This is a genomic window from Shewanella sp. T24-MNA-CIBAN-0130 (assembly GCF_040310185.1).
GTDB lineage: Bacteria > Pseudomonadota > Gammaproteobacteria > Enterobacterales > Shewanellaceae > Shewanella > Shewanella psychromarinicola.
The window spans coordinates 46,997-66,258 of the sequence record NZ_JBEOPP010000019.1 but is presented as its reverse complement, the minus strand read 5'-3'; the positions used below and the strand labels follow the sequence as shown (position 1 = coordinate 66,258).

Annotated in this window: 17 protein-coding genes and 3 pseudogenes; 9 read left to right on the top strand and 11 right to left on the bottom strand. The window is 41.9% G+C overall.

The window, feature by feature from the left end; all coding sequences use genetic code 11:
• Positions 1-172 precede the first annotated feature (172 nt).
• The 3 genes from AAEZ02_RS10110 to AAEZ02_RS10100 all read left to right on the top strand — a co-directional run bounded on the left by AAEZ02_RS10110 (position 173) and on the right by AAEZ02_RS10100 (position 2,204).
• The gene (locus AAEZ02_RS10110) at positions 173-442 is read left to right on the top strand and encodes a hypothetical protein (RefSeq protein WP_351077572.1); all 270 of its coding nucleotides are present in this window, start codon (positions 173-175) and stop codon (positions 440-442) included.
• Positions 443-750: 308 nt separating this feature from the next.
• The gene (locus tag AAEZ02_RS10105; protein ID WP_351122940.1) at positions 751-1,188 is read left to right on the top strand and encodes a hypothetical protein; all 438 of its coding nucleotides are present in this window, start codon (positions 751-753) and stop codon (positions 1,186-1,188) included.
• 38 nt (positions 1,189-1,226) lie between these two features.
• Positions 1,227-2,204, top strand: a complete 978-nt coding sequence (locus AAEZ02_RS10100) for a transposase (protein WP_164839404.1) — start codon at positions 1,227-1,229, stop codon at positions 2,202-2,204.
• Positions 2,205-2,550: 346 nt separating this feature from the next.
• Here the strand turns inward: AAEZ02_RS10100 and AAEZ02_RS10095 are convergent, their stop codons facing one another.
• The 5 genes from AAEZ02_RS10095 to AAEZ02_RS10075 form a co-directional block, all read right to left on the bottom strand.
• Positions 2,551-3,042: a DUF1097 domain-containing protein gene (locus tag AAEZ02_RS10095; RefSeq protein WP_124014346.1), complete on the bottom strand. Its 492-nt coding sequence runs from the start codon at positions 3,040-3,042 to the stop codon at positions 2,551-2,553.
• 1,003 nt (positions 3,043-4,045) lie between these two features.
• Positions 4,046-5,023: a transposase gene (locus AAEZ02_RS10090; protein ID WP_124012007.1), complete on the bottom strand. Its 978-nt coding sequence runs from the start codon at positions 5,021-5,023 to the stop codon at positions 4,046-4,048.
• A gap of 630 nt (positions 5,024-5,653) precedes the next feature.
• Positions 5,654-6,529: a DMT family transporter gene (locus AAEZ02_RS10085; RefSeq protein ID WP_351122933.1), complete on the bottom strand. Its 876-nt coding sequence runs from the start codon at positions 6,527-6,529 to the stop codon at positions 5,654-5,656.
• 128 nt (positions 6,530-6,657) lie between these two features.
• Positions 6,658-7,437: a deoxyribose-phosphate aldolase gene (gene deoC / locus AAEZ02_RS10080; RefSeq protein ID WP_124012006.1), complete on the bottom strand. Its 780-nt coding sequence runs from the start codon at positions 7,435-7,437 to the stop codon at positions 6,658-6,660.
• A gap of 250 nt (positions 7,438-7,687) precedes the next feature.
• Entirely contained in the window at positions 7,688-9,130 is a 1,443-nt protein-coding gene (locus tag AAEZ02_RS10075) for an aminotransferase-like domain-containing protein (RefSeq protein ID WP_351122930.1), read from the bottom strand.
• A 147-nt stretch (positions 9,131-9,277) separates the two neighbouring features.
• On the opposite strand from AAEZ02_RS10075, the gene AAEZ02_RS10070 reads away from it, so the two are divergent.
• From AAEZ02_RS10070 to AAEZ02_RS10060, 3 genes are read left to right on the top strand one after another with little or no spacing between them, the layout of a single operon-like run.
• Positions 9,278-10,651, top strand: coding sequence for a cytochrome ubiquinol oxidase subunit I (locus tag AAEZ02_RS10070; protein ID WP_124012004.1), 1,374 nt, complete (start codon positions 9,278-9,280; stop codon positions 10,649-10,651).
• Positions 10,652-10,679: 28 nt separating this feature from the next.
• The gene (gene cydB, locus AAEZ02_RS10065; protein WP_351122927.1) at positions 10,680-11,687 is read left to right on the top strand and encodes a cytochrome d ubiquinol oxidase subunit II; all 1,008 of its coding nucleotides are present in this window, start codon (positions 10,680-10,682) and stop codon (positions 11,685-11,687) included.
• 21 nt (positions 11,688-11,708) lie between these two features.
• On the top strand, positions 11,709-11,837 hold the full coding sequence (locus AAEZ02_RS10060; RefSeq protein WP_124012003.1) for a DUF2474 domain-containing protein: 129 nt from the start codon (positions 11,709-11,711) through the stop codon (positions 11,835-11,837).
• A 193-nt stretch (positions 11,838-12,030) separates the two neighbouring features.
• On the opposite strand, the pseudogene AAEZ02_RS10055 reads toward AAEZ02_RS10060, so the two are convergent.
• The 3 genes and pseudogenes from AAEZ02_RS10055 to AAEZ02_RS10045 all read right to left on the bottom strand — a co-directional run.
• Positions 12,031-12,255 (bottom strand): annotated as a pseudogene (locus AAEZ02_RS10055) (MFS transporter); the annotation flags it as partial.
• Positions 12,256-12,479: 224 nt separating this feature from the next.
• Positions 12,480-12,947, bottom strand: coding sequence for a hypothetical protein (locus AAEZ02_RS10050; RefSeq protein WP_351122924.1), 468 nt, complete (start codon positions 12,945-12,947; stop codon positions 12,480-12,482).
• A 68-nt stretch (positions 12,948-13,015) separates the two neighbouring features.
• Positions 13,016-13,507, bottom strand: a complete 492-nt coding sequence (locus tag AAEZ02_RS10045) for a hypothetical protein (RefSeq protein WP_351122921.1) — start codon at positions 13,505-13,507, stop codon at positions 13,016-13,018.
• A gap of 997 nt (positions 13,508-14,504) precedes the next feature.
• On the opposite strand from AAEZ02_RS10045, the gene AAEZ02_RS10040 reads away from it, so the two are divergent.
• Complete coding sequence (locus AAEZ02_RS10040; protein ID WP_124013490.1) at positions 14,505-15,206, top strand: CPBP family glutamic-type intramembrane protease; 702 nt, start codon at positions 14,505-14,507, stop codon at positions 15,204-15,206.
• A gap of 369 nt (positions 15,207-15,575) precedes the next feature.
• Here AAEZ02_RS10040 and AAEZ02_RS10035 read toward each other — a convergent pair whose 3' ends face one another.
• Entirely contained in the window at positions 15,576-15,827 is a 252-nt protein-coding gene (locus tag AAEZ02_RS10035) for a hypothetical protein (RefSeq protein ID WP_124013491.1), read from the bottom strand.
• A 416-nt stretch (positions 15,828-16,243) separates the two neighbouring features.
• Between AAEZ02_RS10035 and AAEZ02_RS10030 the strand changes: the two genes are divergently transcribed.
• The gene (locus AAEZ02_RS10030; RefSeq protein ID WP_164839403.1) at positions 16,244-16,900 is read left to right on the top strand and encodes a class I SAM-dependent methyltransferase; all 657 of its coding nucleotides are present in this window, start codon (positions 16,244-16,246) and stop codon (positions 16,898-16,900) included.
• Here the strand turns inward: AAEZ02_RS10030 and AAEZ02_RS10025 are convergent.
• Both AAEZ02_RS10025 and AAEZ02_RS10020 read right to left on the bottom strand, forming a co-directional pair.
• Positions 16,859-16,966: pseudogene (locus AAEZ02_RS10025) on the bottom strand (DUF1924 domain-containing protein); the annotation flags it as partial. The gene AAEZ02_RS10030 and the pseudogene AAEZ02_RS10025 overlap by 42 nt on opposite strands.
• Positions 16,960-17,142: pseudogene (locus AAEZ02_RS10020) on the bottom strand (cytochrome b/b6 domain-containing protein); the annotation flags it as partial. The pseudogenes AAEZ02_RS10025 and AAEZ02_RS10020, both read right to left, overlap by 7 nt.
• Before the next feature lie 286 nt (positions 17,143-17,428).
• Between AAEZ02_RS10020 and AAEZ02_RS10015 the strand changes: the two are divergent.
• A complete protein-coding gene (locus AAEZ02_RS10015) occupies positions 17,429-19,255 on the top strand; it encodes a thiamine pyrophosphate-binding protein (RefSeq protein ID WP_124013493.1) in 1,827 nt (608 codons plus the stop codon).
• The last annotated feature ends 7 nt before the right edge of the window (positions 19,256-19,262 follow it).

The window sequence follows — 19,262 nt, the reverse complement described above, 5'->3', positions numbered from 1 at the left end:
GGGTCTAGTAAGTATTTATGATGGGGCTAAAGATGTGTTTTTATCTTTTCTGCCGCAGAGCGGCTTCGTTCAACAAGCTGTTAAACAAGGACAAAAAACAGTTGGCTTTTGCTCCTTCGTCGCTAATTTTAGCCAACTATTTTATTGCCTGTTAACAGGGCGTTAACTGTCTATGAGTATGGAAGTATCACAAATAAATAAAATGGAGCTAGCTGAGAAGCTTGAGTCCTATTTGTCTGGAAAAATAGATCATGAGGCTATCAAGTCTCATGCCTGGAGTTTATCTGATGCCTCACCAAAAGAACCCACGGAAGCCGAAAAAGTTTTTTGGTCCACTGTATTTACAATAATTCACTTAGCAGATGATGAGCACTGGAAAGACGGTTGCACTCAAAGAGATTTAGGTGAATTATTAATCCAGCTAAAAGGTGGCAATAGCTAGCTATGTGCCAACGGCAACAGTTAACAAGTTTATCAACGAACGCCACTTCGTGGCTGGACAGCCTAAAGCGTGGCTTCGCCACAGGCTGCCCGTTATAAAGGCGTTAGGTGTATGAGATCGAGATGACTTCCGAAGCGGCCAAGGATAATGCAACCCTCCTATGCTCTGAATGCTTTGCAGATGAGGGATTGAGAATTGATGCGGCCAAGCATGGCCTCGAACAACAAGATGTATGCCCGAATTGCAGAAGAACTGAAGGCCGTAAGCTCACAAAAAAACATATAGAAGACCTCGCATGGCGTTTCTTCGTGAGCGGTACGACAATCCGCTGTGATTACGGTGCAGCGCCCGTAATCCAATGCAATGAGTATCACTATCGTAAGAGTGATATCTCGCCATCTGCATGGCTCGAAAATGACATTAAGCTGATTGAAGAAGCAGGGAAGCTCGGGTTCTTCCACTATGGCCCCCGACTTTGGATGGTTGGTGAAGTTGAGCCTCTTAAGGCTCTGCAAGACCCAGCGATGAGGCCACAGATTTTAGAGCGAGTGCTAACGGAATACCCAGCAAGGGTGCTCGCTAAAGGTACTAAGTTTTATCGCCTTCGTATTGAGCCGAATCGGCCTGCGGACCCGGGGGAGTATGATAGCCCCCCGGCTGAGTATTCGGGAAATGAGCGCTTGTGTTCAACTGAGCTTCAGAATAACATGGCCACCCAAAATTATTGGCTAAATTATGCACAATAACCTACGCTTTATTTACCCTTTCAAAATGGTAATTAAAGATGGCCAGACCAAGACAAACAATTGTTAGCTTAGATGACACGCCTTATTATCACTGTTGCTCACGGGTAGTGCGTAAAGCCTTTTTGTGTGGGATTGATAATTCAACAGGTGAGGACTTTGAGCATCGGCGTACATGGGTTGATTCTCGTATACTGGAACTTGCCACCATCTTTGCCATTGATATCTGTGCCTATGCAGTGATGAGTAATCATTTGCATGTGGTGATTAAAGTCGATGGCGACAAAGCTAAAATTTGGTCAGATAAAGACGTGCTTATGCAGTGGCACAAAGGCTTTAAGGGGACGTTACTGACGCAGAAGTTTGTTAAGGGTGAAGACCTAAACGAATTTGAACTTAACACAGTGAATGATTGCATAACCCAGTACAGACAACGCTTGGTCGATATCAGTTGGTTTATGCGCTCCTTGAGTGAGCCGATTGCTCGAATGGCCAATAAAGAAGATAAGTGCACAGGCAGATTCTGGGAAGGGCGGTTTAAATCCCAAGCGCTGCTCGATGAAGCCGCAGTCTTAGCTTGTATGGCTTATGTCGACTTGAATCCTATCCGCGCCAAAATGGCCACCACAGCAGAAACTTCAGACTACACCAGCATTCAACGCCGAATACACTCAGCGATAAAAGGCGAGCAACCAAAAGAGTTACTGCCTTTTGTCGGTAATGAACGTCAGGATATGCCAAATGGCCTGATGTTCAGTGTTAAAGACTATATTGTGCTGGTGGAAGATACAGGGCGAATTATTCGAGAGGATAAGCGTGGTGCAATTAGTGCCAGTAGCCAACATATTCTTAACAGACTCAATATTCCAGCAGAAAACTGGCTGAAAATTACCACTGAGTTTGGGTCATTATTTAAAGGCGCAGTAGGGGCGTTACCGGCATTAACAGAATATTGTGAACATCTAGAACGCAAACGTCGACAAGGCGCATCAAACTGCCTGCGCTGGCTGTGTGCTTAAGGCTTAATCTCTAAATCTAGAACTAACACTAAAACAATACTTTCATTTCCAGCTTGATATCAATCAAGCCACTAGTGCTGCTTTGAATCTGCCGTATTGCTTACTGTTTTTTTATCTAACGCTCAGTTTGTTGATAATTCCCGTTTAATTTATACATTTGAATAGTGCTGAAGGCTATCGCAATCAAAGCTAAAAGCAGTTATGTTAATTCATAATAAAATGGGTGGCTATGTTTTGATGTTGCTATGTTTTGATGTTTTATAAAATGGGCGGCATGTTTTGTTCTAAGTCTCTAGTGCCTCGTTCAACGTTTGTGTCAGACTCGATTGAGGCATCGAATCTGTGCTTAGATTTCTTTTACGGTTTCATCTTTCAACGATTCAGCTGTTTTAGCCGTTAACGTTATCAATAAGCCGGTTAGTAGGCTCATGCTATAGCCTAGCGCTGCGCCTATAACTAGAGGTGGAATAATTGCTGCGATATCAGCATTTAACGCGAATGTAATACAACAACCAATAAACGTGCCGGGAATAAAAGCGAAGTTTTTATTACTGGCTTGTAAGCACATCATTGCAGTGACAATACCCGTTAATGCATAGCTTATTATTGGCGAACCCAGTACACCACTCCCCGCAATAATTAACCATCCCCAGAATACACCTGAAAGATTGGTCATCATCGCCATCATCATCCCTTTAGCGCCAGATTCAGTTTGAGCAAAAAAAGTACTGCAACCGAGAAAGCCAACCCATGTCACTAGATGAAACACATCAGCAAGACCAGCCCAAATAGCCGCTAATAAACCCGCAGAAATTGCAATTTGCCAACGATGCGCCATTGTTGCTTCTCAATATATAAATTTAGAACTGTGAGTTCTAAATTTAGCACAATAAACGAAAATTATGCAGTGTAGCCTTGTAAAACGCGATCAAGTTCGCAAATAATCGCAACTGCTAATGAAACCAAACGTTATGGAACTCGATAAGTGAGTGGCTTATTTGGCTATTGATTCATCTACTTCGTATGTCGGTTAGCGGTTAAATCGTCGTGCGCTTGCAAGTAAAAGGATGCCAACACATATAGAGGCACTCTTGTTGCGAATTCTTTTAAAATAAATAATGTTGCCTGACGCTTTCTAATCCTTTCGAATATCAGTGGCACCTCGACTCAATGGATTTAGGATATGGAGCGACCCAGAAGGCCAAATTTGAGACATTTATCGGCTATCCCACACATAATTAGAGCATCATCTAGAGACAAATAATGTAGACAGCCACTATTAACACGTCGCAATAGTCACTTTCGTCAACTTAAAACGTTATCGTCAGAAGAATGGGTGGCATTTTTAAGAAGTCGTGGCATTCTTAGGCGTCCATTCGTTAGATGAATGGGTGGCATTCAAGGGAGCCCACATAAGATATTGTGGCGTCAATTGCTAAAGCAGCCCTAAAAAATGCTCTAAAAAAGTGTCGCTGGAAACAAAGTCTGACATAGGTAGCTTTCAGCTTTCAATAACTTACCGAAAAGATATAACCATACTCTGACATAAATGTACCCATAGTCTGACAAATCGAAACTGCACCTAGACACTATAATTATGAATTGTCATTTTATTACAACTGAAAGCGTATCTCTTAGTAACTCACTTTTGGACAGAAATCATTTAGAGCAAAGGGTCTAAAGGTGGATCGTGGGATTAGTAAATGTATGGTGTTCAAACAAAGTTTACACTGACCCCACAAAGTTTATAAAGTTTATAAAGTTTATGGTCGATTTAACACAGCAGAAAAGCCTGATATCAATCAAGTGGAAAGTGGTGTTATAGAGTTAAGAGTTAGCGTTTAAGCACACAACCAACGCTGGCAGTTTGCCGCGCCTTGGCGTCGCTTCCGTTCTAAATGCTCACAATATTCTGTTAAGGCAGGTAACGCCCCTACCGCGCCTTTGAATAATGAGCCAAACTCTGTAGTAATTTTTAGCCAGTTCTCGGCAGGTATGTTGAGTCTATTGAGAATAGCTTGGCTGCTTGAACTAATTGCACCCCGTTTATCCTCTCGAATAATTCGCCCAGTATCTTCCACCAGCACAATATAGTCTTTTACACTGAACATTAAACCATTAGGCATGTTTACACGCTCATTACCGACAAAACGCAATAACGCTGTTGGTTGTTCACCTTTTATCGCTGAGTTTATTCGGCGTTGAATACTGGTGTAATCTGACATTTCTGGTGTGCTGGCCATTTTGGCCCGGATAGGATTCAAATCGACATAAGCCATACAGCTCAGAACGGCTGCTTCGTCTAATAATGCTTGCGATTTAAACCGCCCTTCCCAGAATCTGCCAGTACATTTATCTTCTTTATTTGCCTGTCTGGCAATCGGCTCACTCAGGGAGCGCATAAACCAACTGATATCAATTAACCGTTTACGATACTCTGTGATGCATTCATTGACCGTTTGTCGCTCAAATTGGTTTAGGTCTTCACCCTTAACAAATTTCTGCGTCAGTAATGTCCCTTTAAAACCTTTGTGCCACTGTACCAGCACGTCTTTATCTGACCAGTGTTTCACTTTATCTGCATTAACCTTAATCACGACATCTAAGTGATTGCTCATGACTGCGTAGGCACATATATCAATAGCAAAGATGGTCGCCAATTCAAGGATGCGTAAACCAACCCATTCACGCCGATGCTCAAAATTCTCGCCTGTTGAATTATCGATACCACACAGAAAAGCCTTACGCACCACACGTGAACAGCAGTGGTAATAAGGTGTGTCATCTAAACTAACAATTGTTCGTCTTGGTCTGGCCATCTTCAATTACCATTTTGAAAGGGTAAATAAAGCGTAGGTTATTGTTAGATATTTAGCCAGTAATCATGGGTGGCCATGTAAAAAGTGACATATACAGGCGCAGTGGTACGGATTTCATTAGGGGCGCAGCTAGACTGTTAAGCCCGTATATATGACAGTACAACCGCTTTTAGCGGTAAATGAGTCGCATCAAAAGCAATGACAAGAGTGAAGCAGTAGAATAGAAAACTAAGGCCCAAAAGCCTTCGGTGAGCAGAGTATTATCTTGACTCACCGGGAGCGTCCATATATGGCCATGTTAAAGTGTTAGTACAAAAAACCTTAGTTCAAACCACTTACGTTCGAGAGACTTCTTAGTTACATTGCAATCTTAAATAGAGACATAGATAATATTTTGTATCCAATATCAAATACAGAAATATATTAATGTATTTGATATTGGTTACATTACTTTGAAAGTGTTTTTTTATAAGATTCTAAACTTTAGTGGTATAGCGTTGAATCGAGACGAATTTACTAATGCGCACAACTGGACAGTGAAGGTTGCATTGTAGTGGCCAAAATAACTATGCCACTACAGTACTGATAACTTCGAAACAAGAGGCTAGATTCAGTTAGCCATTACACATACTAGATACTTAGATTTTCAGGTACTTTTTTACGATTTTGAATTAGCGTATAACCACCACTCAACACGATTAGCAGACTCCCGAGTAAAGTGGGCACATCAAGAGACTCTCCAAAAATGAAAATACCTAAAATCAAAGCAAATAATAAACGGAAATAACGAAATGGAGACACTACTGATACATCACCAGTACGCATAGCGATGGTCAACGCATTATAGGCCATAACACCAAAGACTATTGCCCCTACAATCTGCGCCGCTAACATAAAACCAAATTGAAATGGTTGACCTTGATAAGCCATTATCACCAAACCTGTTGGAATTAACACCGAAAAACCATAGACTCCAATTTGAGTGTTAGAAAGCACAGGTGGAGCGGCACGTGTCGCTAAATCACGGCCAGCAAAGCCTAAGGTAGCCACCACCGCAAAAATAGAGTTGACCTCAAAGCCGGCGAAACCGGGGCGAATAATCATCAGTACGCCCACAAAACCGACGAAAACAGCCAACCACCTCTTAAATCCGATACTCTCACCGAACAACAAAGCTGCACCAACCATTGCTATCAATGGTGTGGCCTGCAAAATCGCCGATGCACTCGATAACGGTGTTAACGTGATCGCTAAAGCGAAACAGAATCGACCAATAACTTCACAAACGGCGCGTATTAATAATGGTGCTGAGAGTATGGCAGGATGAAAAACTCGCCCTCCCTTACGCCAAGTTAAAAATATAAACACAAGCATTCCACCTAGACCAAATAATGCTAAAATTTGGCCAATTGATGCCGTCTCTGCCGCCGCTTTGATAAGCATATCTTCAACGGAAAACGCCGCCATCGAAGCAACCATAAAAAAACTGCCCTTGGTATTATTCAAAAAAAACCACCACGATTTATGTAGTATTTAGTCAAAGTGCTTATGGTCAATAGCGATGATTTGCTACTAGCACAGCGAAGAGTTATCGATAACATCTTGTCGAATCGGAACGCTCATAAATGCTCAATCTAATATTTAGCGTCAACGTCTATTTTTGCTTCACCTAGCGTATGAAGTAGATTAGATAACAAGCTAGAAGCACCAAAACGATAGTGTTTAGAGTTGTCGGCCCAACCGTCCCCAATAATATTATCAACCATATCTAAATATAGTTTGGCTTCTTCTGCAGTCTGAACGCCACCAGAGGCCTTAAAACCAACGCTACTTTCAACGCCCATCTGTTTGATGACTGATAACATAATTTCAGCAGCTTCTGGCGTCGCATTGACGGGCACTTTCCCCGTAGAGGTTTTGATCATATCAGCACCCGCTTTAATGGATATTTCGGAGGCTCTTTTGATTAGTTCAGGCGTTTTTAGCTCACCAGACTCAATAATCACTTTGAAGAAAATATTACTACCGCAAGCAGCTTTACATTGCTCAATAAGCTCAAAACAAACATCCTCATTACCCGATATTAACGCGCGATATGGAAACACAACATCGACATCATCTGCGCCATAGGCAACTGCAGCTTTTGTTTCAGCAACGGCTATTTCAACATCATCATTTCCATGAGGAAAATTAGTCACAGTGACCACTCGAATGTTGGATGTACCTTGTGCTCTCAGTTGTTTTTTGGCGATAGGAATGAAGCGCGGATAGATGCATATGCCAGCGGTATTACCGACAAGGGTTTTAGCAAGCTTACACAACTCGATAATTTTATCATCGGTATCACTGTCGCTTAAGGTTGTTAGGTCCATCAATTGGAGCGCACGTAGTGCTGCTGTTTTTACATTACTCATTAGTATTTCCGATACGTAGTAAAAATCTATACCCAAGGCTCTACAAACCTTGAACACAAATAAAGGAACGGCATTATAAAAGTAGAGGGCATACGAAAGTAGATACAGAAATGACGGCTATATCTATATCAGATCTTGAGCATCAGAGCTTTCGGGTTAGAACTTAGATGCGTTATCTCAAGTTTAAAACTAACTAATGGGTGCTAGTAATATAAAAATCTTTCATCATTTTACACATGAATTTAAAGCGTTATACCGAAGTTGCTAATATTGTTGATTCATTCGCCACCATACATTCACTGATTATTTGTCCTAATGTCATTATTGCTTGTACTGTTTTGTCATTCAGTGCAAAGGACGCGTTCAATCTCATACAATGATTGTAGTGTTCGGTCACACTGAACATTTTTCCCGGCGCAATGCTGATGTTTTGTTTTATAGCAGCATGAAATACATCCACAGCATCAATACCAAGCGGAAGTTCTACCCAAATAAAATAACCTCCCAGCTGACTCGTTATATTAACTCCTGAAGGTAAGTACTTAGTAAGTAAACACTCCATCTGCCCTTTTCGTTCGTGAAGTTTTTTTCTCAACTGCTTTAAATGGGTTTCGTAATTACACTTACTTAAGTAATCAGTTAGCGCTAATTGAATTGGCGCACTTGTTGCGAGCGTGCTCATTAATTGCAACTTTTGCATCTCCAACGAACGTTTCCCTGCTGCTACCCAACCTATTCTGAACCCCGAAACCAAAGATTTTGAAAAAGAAGAACAAAGCATTACGTTTCCGATTTGATCAAACTGTTTGACTGGCATAACGGGAGTGCCTTCTTGATAAAGCTCTCCATAGACATCATCTTCAATCAAGGCCACGTTATAACGATTAAGCAGATCATTTAACGACTGCTTCTTCTCTAATGTCAGTGTAAAACCCAGTGGATTCTGATGATTGCTCATCAACCAACACGCCTTTACATCATGGGATTGAAATGCCTTTTCCAAAGCATCGAGATCAATTCCTGTTATTGTATCCGTTCTTACCGACAAGGCCTTTAATCCCAGTCGCTCTAATGATTGAAGCGCACCATAAAACGTGGGAGATTCAACCACCACCCAATCACCCGGTTTGGTGCACACTTGCAAGCTGAGATTTAACGCTTCGAGTGCTCCGGCGGTAATCACAATCTCCTCAGGCGATATGTTAACTCCTTTTGTCGCATACCGTTTAGCAAGGATCGTTCTTAACTCTTCATTACCAGGCGGTAAATTATCGAATGTACTAGAAATAGGTAGATTTCGGGCGGCAGACATTAGCGAACGATTAACTTGTTGGCGTGGATACAAACTAGGATCTGGATACGCGAAACCAAAATTAACCATATACGGGTTACGACCTGCTTGCAGCACTTCAAACACAAAGTCGTTAATATCAACTTTTTCAGTTAACGACACCGCAGCATGCAGATGAGGTTCAGTTTCTTTTAACTCAGGTGTCACACGATAGCCTGAACGCGCTTGAGAAACCACATAACCTTGAGACTCCAAGACTTGATAAGCATGTAAAACTGTCATCAAACTTAGACCACTATGTGCAGACTGTTTTCTAAGCGACGGTAATTTATCGCCCGCACGCCAGACTCCAGATTTTATCTGACGTTTGAGTTGATAAACCAGATCTTCATACTTTGCCAATTCGAATTCACCATAACAATTAACACCTTCCAGATTATAACACCGATAAAAACCATCTGTTATATATTCAGACTTAATTTCTGTGTCTACTGATCTCCTTGTCCATCAATTAATATTACGACCTTCTAAAATGAATAAGGCTAGCTTATGTTCGAGTTCGATGCTTTTTTATTAGCACGGATACAGTTTGCATTTACAGTATCTTTCCACATTATTTTTCCAACAATAACCATTGGACTGGCTAGCTATCTTGCCGTTTTGGAGGGTTTAAGCCTCAAAACACGCAATCCTGACTACAAAATTCTCTACCTTTTTTGGTCAAAGATTTTTGCTGTAAACTTTGGTATGGGTGTTGTTTCAGGCCTTGTTATGGCCTATCAATTTGGAACAAATTGGAGTGGTTTTTCATATTTTGCCGGTAGTATTACAGGGCCGTTACTCACCTATGAAGTGCTGACCGCTTTTTTCTTAGAAGCAGGTTTTCTTGGTGTTATGCTCTTTGGCTGGCAGCGAGTAGGCGATAAGCTACACTTTTTTGCCACCTGTATGGTAGCTCTGGGAACCATACTCTCCACTTTTTGGATCCTCGCCTCTAACAGTTGGATGCAAACCCCAACCGGTTACGAGATTATCAATGGTCAAGTAGTCCCAACCGATTGGTTTGCTGTCATTTTTAACCCTTCATTTCCATACAGATTAGTTCATATGGGTGTCGCAGCATTTCTCAGCACTGCTGTATTTGTCGGTGCTTGCGCAGCCTGGCATCTGCTCAAGGGCAACAAAACTGGCCCAGTAAAGAAAATGTTTTCGATGGCAATGTGGATGTTAGTTCTTGTTGCACCGATCCAAGCCTATATAGGGGACATACATGGCCTTAATACGCTTGAACATCAACCTGCAAAAATTGCAGCGATAGAAGGACACTGGGATAACTCTGACGGTGGCCCAAGTCCATTGATTCTGTTTGGATTCCCGAATATGGAAACAGAACGTACTGACTACGCGCTTGAAATACCAGTCCTTGGCAGCTTGATACTCAAACACAGTTTGGTAGAACCCATTCCAGCATTGAAAGACTTTCCAAAGGATGAAAGACCTAACTCACTAGTCGTATTTTGGTCTTTTAGAATTATGGTCGCACTTGGAATACTCATGATTTTACAAGGTTTCTACAGTCTTTGGCTGCGTAAAAAACAGCGCCTTTATAATACAGGTTGGTATCTAAAGTTCTGTCTTTTAATGGGGCCAGCCGGGTTAATTGCCATACTTGCAGGTTGGTTTACCACCGAAGTCGGTCGTCAGCCTTGGGTTGTATACGGACTGATGAAAACTAAAGATGCTGTATCGGCCCATAGTGACTTACAAATGAGTATTAGCCTTCTATGTTTCTTCATTGTTTACAGCCTCGTCTTTGGATTTGGTTACTTCTACATGATACGCCAAATGAAACAGGGGCCTCAGCTAGATGATGCTCACAACACTGGCTCCCATGAAATTTCTACAATTTCTGGTCGACTTTAAATTTACGGCATGACTTGAGGTAATCGTTATGGAATTGGATCTTTCGGTTGTTTGGTTTGGTATCATCATCTTTGCTACCTTGATGTACATTTTCATGGATGGTTTTGATTTAGGCATAGGAATTGTGATGCCTTTTGTTCAAAGCAGTTCACAAAAAGATGTCATGGTTAATAGTGTTGCCCCCGTTTGGGATGGTAATGAAACGTGGATAGTACTTGGTGGCGCAGCGCTATTTGGCGCCTTCCCACTCGCTTACTCGATAATTCTTGAAGCGTTAACCATTCCACTGACACTGATGCTAGTCGCACTAATTTTTCGGGGCGTTGCCTTTGAGTTTCGTTTTAAAGCACTACCTAGTCACCTTAAATTCTGGGATCGCGCCTTTATGGTAGGCTCAATTATTACCACCTATTGCCAAGGTGTCGTCGTTGGTGCTGTCGTTCAAGGATTTACTGTTGAAGGTTGTGTATTTGCAGGTGGGCAGTTAGATTGGCTCACTCCATTCCCACTATTTTGTGGCTTTGGTCTGTTGGCAGCATATGCATTACTTGGTAGCACTTGGTTGCTAACGAAAATTGAAGGTGAGCTGCAACAGACCATATTTACTTTCGTGCCTAACATTCTCAGCTTACTTATTGTTGCGATAATTGTTGTGAGCGTATGGACACCACTTACTAGCGTATCCATTGCCGAACGTTGGTTTACGCTACCCAATCTATTCCTATTAGCTCCAGTGCCCTTACTGACTGCTGTTTTGTGCTGGAAAACATTTGATTCAGTCAAAAAGCAAAAAGAAACATCACCCTTTTTAATGGCATTAATGATTTTTTTTCTTGGCTTTGCTGGTCTTGGGATCAGCCTATGGCCCAACATCATTCCTCCTAACATTTCAATATGGCAAGCTGCAGCCCCAAAAGAAAGCCTCAGTTTCATGCTTTATGGTGCGTTGATCATTCTTCCTGTGATCCTTGCATATACATTTTGGAGTTATTACGTCTTCGCCGGAAAAGTAAAAGAAGGCGAAGCTTACCACTAATTAATCATTACGGAGGTTAAAATGAAACTCAATAGAGCACTCCAGCAATGGCTATGGCTTCTGAGTATCTGGGTTATAAGTGTGCTTTCGTTAGGCATAGTATCTATGGGATTTAAATTATTGATGACTGCGGCAGGATTTAAATCTTAAGTAATCCATAACAAAATCAAAATTATAGAAACTTTATTAGAAGTAAACACTAAAAGGTATATATTTAATTAGCCTTTTCACCTAAATTCAGTAAACCTTTTTGCTTTTGCGTAATTTAATCTACAAAGATAGTTACGCGAAAGCAAAAGGAGGAAAATACTGAACATAAAATGACTAGTTGATCAAAATACGGGGCCACAATCAAAGTATCATAACTTGGAGCTAGCCATGACAACAAGTTGCCAACCACAAATGAAGACATCACGGCGAGCAATACATATTTACGGTTCAACCTTCCAGTTAACGCGGTCAAAACAGGTGCGCCGATGGCTACACCAAGGGCATAAAGGCTAACTAGCAACCCTGCTGATGGTATGGATACATTCAAATCGGAAGCCATAGTAGGGATTAGTCCAACAAATCGAACTGAGTCCTATTTTTACCACCATAATAATGTTTGGTCACTTCCAAGCTCTCTTTTGGACATTTCCGAGTTAGATTTTTAACTCTAATCTGTGAGTTTCGGATCAAAATCTTTATGGGTAACGCCCGCAACACTGGATTGGGTATGTTGGCGACTTTTTTGCGGCACGCGAAAAAGGTGACAACATGCCCAATTCCACGTGCTTGAGCTTGTTAGAGCTATTCATCGCCGATGTTAAAACCTAAGCTGATAGCTACAGACAAAAACTTGTCTCTGAAATCCACTGCATTAAAACCACTCAATCTCTTTTGTTTATCTAAGAGCATTTCAGTTGATTGGTAAATTAAACCAATGATATAGCTTACGCTTTGTTCAATTGTATTTTTCTTCAATATTTCAAAATCTGGTCTGACACTATAATGCCCAACATTGTAGGAGTCCGGTATTGCTGAAAGACCCATGTGACCCGCACCAGAAACACGCTTTTGGAATCGAAATGGTTTGGGTGGCTTGCCAAATGCTTTGAAACTCATTTCAGACAATTCAAGGTCAATCCATAAGTGTTCAATAACCCCATCGTAATTACCAGAAAGTTGATCTTCAAACTTTTGGAAAACAAACCTTAACGCTTCTGCTATCTTAAGAGTCGACGTATCACATTCACTTGCGCTGATTATAAGTTTCATATGTGCTCTATCGCCCGCGTAATAAGCGCGAGCTTGCGAGCGTCCTAATTGACGCGTTTGTTATGCGATTACAGCGGATACTGCCCTCGTCCTTCTTCCGTAACAACATTTTCAATTTTCCATTTCGTTTTAATTAAACGGATAGCATCCTTTGCTTTTAGCCCAGAGGCTATTGGCAAGCATTCTTGCTCAGGCTTAAGGCGTCCTTGTTGCGCGATTATGGAAAACCCTGGCGAATAGATATACCACTTATGGCCTCCGCCGTACTGATCGATTCTCGCTTTTAAGTTCGAAGTGATCTGAAAACTCGAAACATCCACCTTTTTAGATATCTTAACTACTTCATTAGCACGGCGCTCAATTATGAAATCAACGAGCGCAGGAAAGCCATTTCCGTATGTTTTAAGTATTTCATCTTCGGCTAACAACCCATTCGATGTTTTGTAGAAGCAATATGACCACTGACACCCAAAGAATGCTGATTCAGTGAGAACTAAAAAATAGTGGTACTCGCCATCGTGTTGTATGGCTATTAAATTCCCTTGTCTTACGTGCTGCACCTAGGCTTCCTTAAACGCATAACGTTTTAGTATTTGTGCGTTGCGCCGTTTGCATGGCACAAATCGCTTGTTGGACTTGGCTGATGCCGAGTTCAGGTTAATTGGTACGTTTTATGCTGTAGGAATTTGCTTTTTTTGATGCTGGCTCTAGGCTGCAGAACAGTTTTGAACTGATTATGTGGCTTGATTTGTACGTGTTTCATTGAAATTCCCTTTCATCGTATTTTTCTATCATACATCTTTAAGCTTGGCTGATTCAATGAGGGTTATAAACTCAATTGAAGCATCTGTTGGCTCCGCGCAGCGGCTTAGTTCAACAGCTTATTGAACAGCTCGCCAAATAAAGTCGGCCGCTTAAGTTATTGATTAATATCATCCTACATTTGCTATATCGTTGATGTAAAGCGATAAATTACTCGCAAAACCCAAAAACAAACCGAGATAGCCAAAATAAAGTGTTCATAAAATTACCAATAAAATTTATTTGCTGCAATATCAATTAGTTAAGCTTAATCGCATAATTATTACTTACTACCTTAGACTTACTTATTGGGTTGTTTGATTTAAATTAAGCCAAAACGCATTATAACTGTATATAAAACCAGCTTATTAGATTAAGCGATCTAGGCCGTAAAAAATAGTCTCTTTAGAAGAGCAATATCGATTAGCTTTTGTATGGAAAACGAAGGCAAGCATTGTTAAATAGAACTTTGGTTCTAAGTAACTTTGGAGCAGTTCTGTGTTAGCAAAGCTAACTTGAAAATGGACATGAGTTAAATTCGCACAAATACAGTATGTTTAGCGTACTAACATGCAAAAATTTGTCAATGTATGGGTTATTAATCACTCAAGATACTGATATTAAAGAAAATGGCTTTTGTAATATAATTACAAAAGCCATTTTTATGTCATTGAATGGGTTAGATTTGTCAAACTATGGGTACATTATGTCAATGTATGGGTTCAGCGACAAAAAGCATAAAAGGAAATAACAAACATGTCACACCAAGACCAGATCCTTAGCGCCAAAATGGCGGCTCCGTTCTGCATATTATTAATAGTAATATTACTGTTACAGGTGGTTGGTGTGTATGTCAGCAATAATTTTTTAGCGTCGGGAGGCTTTAAAGGTTATTGGGTTTTAAGCCGATTAGTCTTTCCTTTTGTTCTGGTTTTTTTGCTGGCGATACCGTTAAAACAACTGTATTTCTCTAAACCTACAATTAATCGTGAAAACCTGCTGCTTATGGCTGTCTTTTTTGGTCTTCTGCTTTGTTTATTTATTTATCTACAATTTTTTGCCGCAGATTATTTCTCTCACTATCGCCATGGACGTTCTTTAGAGGATCTCAGAGAAGCGGGTAAGTTTCAGCGTTTTCTCATTTTTACCGCATCGACCATCATAGGCTGGGAAGTCCTCCACCGAGGATTTTTATTGGGCGGTGGCCAATATTGTTTAACCAAGCATTACAAACTTAATCCAATGGCGGCAGCGATTATAATGACCATTATCGTGTGCATCTTCGAAGTATTATTCCACATAAAAAAACCTATCTACGAAGCCATCGGCATGATCATCGCCTCGCCTTTATTATCCTATTTAACCATTAAGACTCGCAGTTTATGGCCTGCGTTAACGTTTCATTTATTGATTGAGTTAGCATTTGGCTTTTCCGCGTTCTATTACTCGGTCAATTAATCACTGATTAATCACTCCATAAATAAAATAGCCGTAATAAACATGTCATATATGGACGCTGTCGATGAGTCAGGGCAATCGTCTACTCCTCGAAGGCTGTTGGCCTTAGTTTTCTATTCAATTGCTTCACTTTTATCATTGCTTTTGATGCGACTCATGTCCCCCTAAAAAATGGCTGATGGTGATTATTTGCTTGATTGTGGTGGCAGAAAGCAGTGTTTGCCATTATCGGGGGTTAGTATACTCACTGGCGCGGGGATGATGAGCCTTTTGCAACAAGGTGGCCGTTTTTACTCATATTCACATTGAGACCCACACTCGCCATGGATAGATCCGCAGTAGTGTCATTGTTACTGATGATGCTAGGAATTATTTAAACGTGACTTTTCCACCCACCATTTTAAAGGCTGGCGCGCCGCGGACTAAAGTCTCTCGGGCAAATACCTGGCCGCATTCAGGGCAAGTGCAGGGGACTTTGGTGTTGTTTTCGACAATACGCTCCTTGAAGCATTTGATTAAGGCGCCTTTACCTCCCTTGCGATACTTAAACAGCTGGGTTTTACACTTAGCGCAGAAGATGTCGACGGTTCGGGAAGGTCCTTTCTTATTCGGTTTTGCCATATTGTAGTTTACTTTAAGCTGTGTAAGTTCTTATGCCCATCGTAATAAAAACAGCGGGATTAGGCTAAAGTTAGCTATCATTTTTTAATGACAAGATCTGCTATTGGTTTGAACTGTGATCGACTGGATCGGATCTCGGTGTTAAATAAACGGTACCAATCCCCTCAGTTAATAAAGTGCGCGGGAGTTATAATTCCGAACCAGAAGGCCACTACACTGGTTACGGTTAAGGCTGGATTCAAGAAATAAGGGCAATATAGGCATATAGATACATATTGAGCCGAGGGGAAATAGCCGATGAGGTTTACATTGCGCGCTAACCATAATATACATTCGCGCCCTATAGCCGCTGAAGCTCGCGCGGTTTATATTGAACGTTCGACATGTAAATCTCAAATTATAGAGAGGTTTTACCTTTGAGTTTTTATGAAAATAATATTCTTCCACACATTATCAATTGCGCTTGTTCTTCAAGTGTCATAATGGAACTTAGGCAAAAAGTCGTTCCTTTAGCTTATGGCAATGTGTTAGAGGTTGGTATGGGGTCTGCTGTTAACATGACTTTATATAATCCTATGAAAGTAAACATGATATGGGGGCTTGAACCTTCTCTTGGAATGCGTAAAAAAGCGCTAAAAAATCTAGCTAAATCCCCTATTCAGGTTGAGTGGCTAAGTCTCCCCGGTGAACAAATTCCGCTTGATGATCATTGTGTTGACTCAGTCGTGTTAACGTACACGCTTTGCACTATTGCTGATTGGCGTGCCGCAATGAAGCAAATACACAGAGTATTAAAGCCCGATGGTAAAATTCTTTTCTGTGAGCATGGTCAAGCTCCTGATGACTCAATTAAAAAATGGCAAAATCGTTTAAATCGTTTATGGGGTAACGCCTTTGGTGGCTGTAATTTAAATAGGCCTATGATTGAAAATATACAAAGCAGCGGGTTCACTATCGATTGGTTTGAAAGTAATTATATAAAGGGAATGCCGAAGTTTGCATCTTATATTAGCTGTGGCGTAGCGACTAAAGTTACGAGTGAACCATTTTTCTATTTTGGCACTGTCGGTTAAGCGATCGATGGTAATGGACTGTGCCATGGGGTCGATTGCTTTGCGGGTCTTTTGATGCATCCCCATAACAGGCGAAAAACTAATAAGATTAAGATGCTGTAACCCGCGTAGCTGTGAATGGTCATCCACTCATCTTCGCCCTCGGTTAAATAGGCTAGAGTAAAAAAACCAACGTGTGACCAATGGAATATGCGGATCAACACATCCCAGACGTTAATGGTGTGCAAGTTATTTAATGGCATGATGTGACGCGCCTAATTGTGGTTTAGGAGTAGGTTACTTAACCCAAACTTAAACCTCGCTTAAATTTTCAATGGGTCACTTGGTTTGAGCTGCGGTGAAATGAGTTGTTCTAGTGGTGTGGCCGATTGGCCATTGGGAGAGGATTAGCAAAATGGGTTGCTTGGTTATGGGGAGGGCGTTGTGACAACCGCATCTGCAGGGCAATTTTATAAAGCTGATCTCGATCAATACATGATCTAGCACTTGCGCTTAGTCTAAGGCCATTAACGACTATAGGAGCGTAATGTGACCTCATCGATTCAACACAATTTTGGCAAGCAGTACCATGACAGCTTGCCACAACTAGGACATAGCCTTGCCCAGTTATTGCAATTTTTTGGGGCGAAGCGGCTCTATGGTGTGGGTGGCGATTTTGTCGCCAACCTTATTAATGCACTTGAGCCGAGCCTTACTGTGCTGCCCTCAAGTAATGAGATGCACGCAGGCTTTAGCGCATGTGCTCAAGCCGAGGTAGCAGGCCTTGGTGTCTGCCTTACAACATACACAGTCGGCAGCTTACCCTGTATTTCTGCCGCGGCCCTAGCCCGCACCGAAGGCTTACCTGTTATTTTTATATCCGGTGCTCCTGGGGAGAATGAAATCGCCCAGCATTCCTTGCACCATACTGTGCATCCTCATACCGCGTGGAATACGGATCTCAATGCTGCCCTCAATGCGTTTAAAGCCCTAGGTATTCGCGCAGAGCGACTACAAGGACAGCGTCATACTGGTCAGCCTAATATTGCCGCTGAGCAATGCTTAGCATTAATGACTCATGCTTATTTACATCGCCAACCTGTGTATATCGAGATCCCCAGGGATCTGGTGCAGCAACCGACCCAAGCCTTGTCTTTACCCCCAAGTCTGGATTCTCTCCAAGGACAACACCTTAATTTGAGCGGCGCTGAACTTATCGCCGCGAACATACTCGATAAGCTGAGCAAATCTAAGGCTCCCTTACTGTTTCTTGGGGAAAAGTTGCGCCTTAATCCCGATCTATTGGCAAGATTGGTCAAGCTATGTCATCAGTTGCAACTACCCTATGCCGTCACTTGGTTTGCCAAGGGTATGGTCGATGAAAGTGATCCTCTCTGTCTTGGCTGCTATAACGGCGTATTCAGCCACACCCCAGGTAAAATCTACATTGAAACCATCGCCGATTATGTGTTGGAAATAGGCACAGCTATTTTTCCATCCGACACCAACAATGCCTTTGGCAGCCAGACTCATGCCATAGACAAGCACCAGAATAAGACGATGTTAAAGGGCACTGCTCACCGGGAGCAAGACATCATCGCCGTCGTCACCCTGCTAGAGTTGGGGCTGCAGCACAGGCTAGAAGCCACAACAAAACAACCTCAACTATCACCGCAGGCTGCGCCGCAAGATGCTGTTGCCGTTATGGGAGAAAACATTGAAGCCCAGCAGAGCCTAAGCTATGCCAATTTGGCAAAGGTGATCAATGTAGCTCAAGCCACTTTGCCTCAGCCCTATGTATTTATTCCTGAAATAGGCAATGCCTTCTTCGCCAGCTTCGAGCTTAATACCTTAAGCACTGAACTTGGACGCAGTTTTTTGGCCAATCCTTGGTATGCCGCCATGGGCACAAGCCTTCCCTATGCCAGAGCGGTAGCCGATGAACTCGCTTACATTGGCAGTCAAGTGCCTATTTTGGTTATCACAGGTGATGGCGGGTTTAATTTTCAGGCTAATGAGTTGATTAATTTGCAGAAACAGCATGCCAATGTCACGATACTTTACATGCGAAACAATGTGTTTCATTTAGGCAAAGCAGGCAATGCGCCCATATATCACTGCAATGCAGAAGGTTTTGATCCTAAGTTGTTGATCCAAGCTTACGGCGGGCAGGGCCATTATTGTCAGACTCAGGCACAGCTGATACAGACCCTACAACAAACAGCCACAGGCGGGCTGCATTTGATCGAAATCCCCACATCTGTAGAAACTCAATGCCAGAGTGATATCAGCCGTAAACTGAATAGCTATATTGGTTTTAAAAATGGCGACCCTGTTGCTAGCGCCCAATGGCAGGCGCTTTGCGATCAGGCATAGTGGCAGT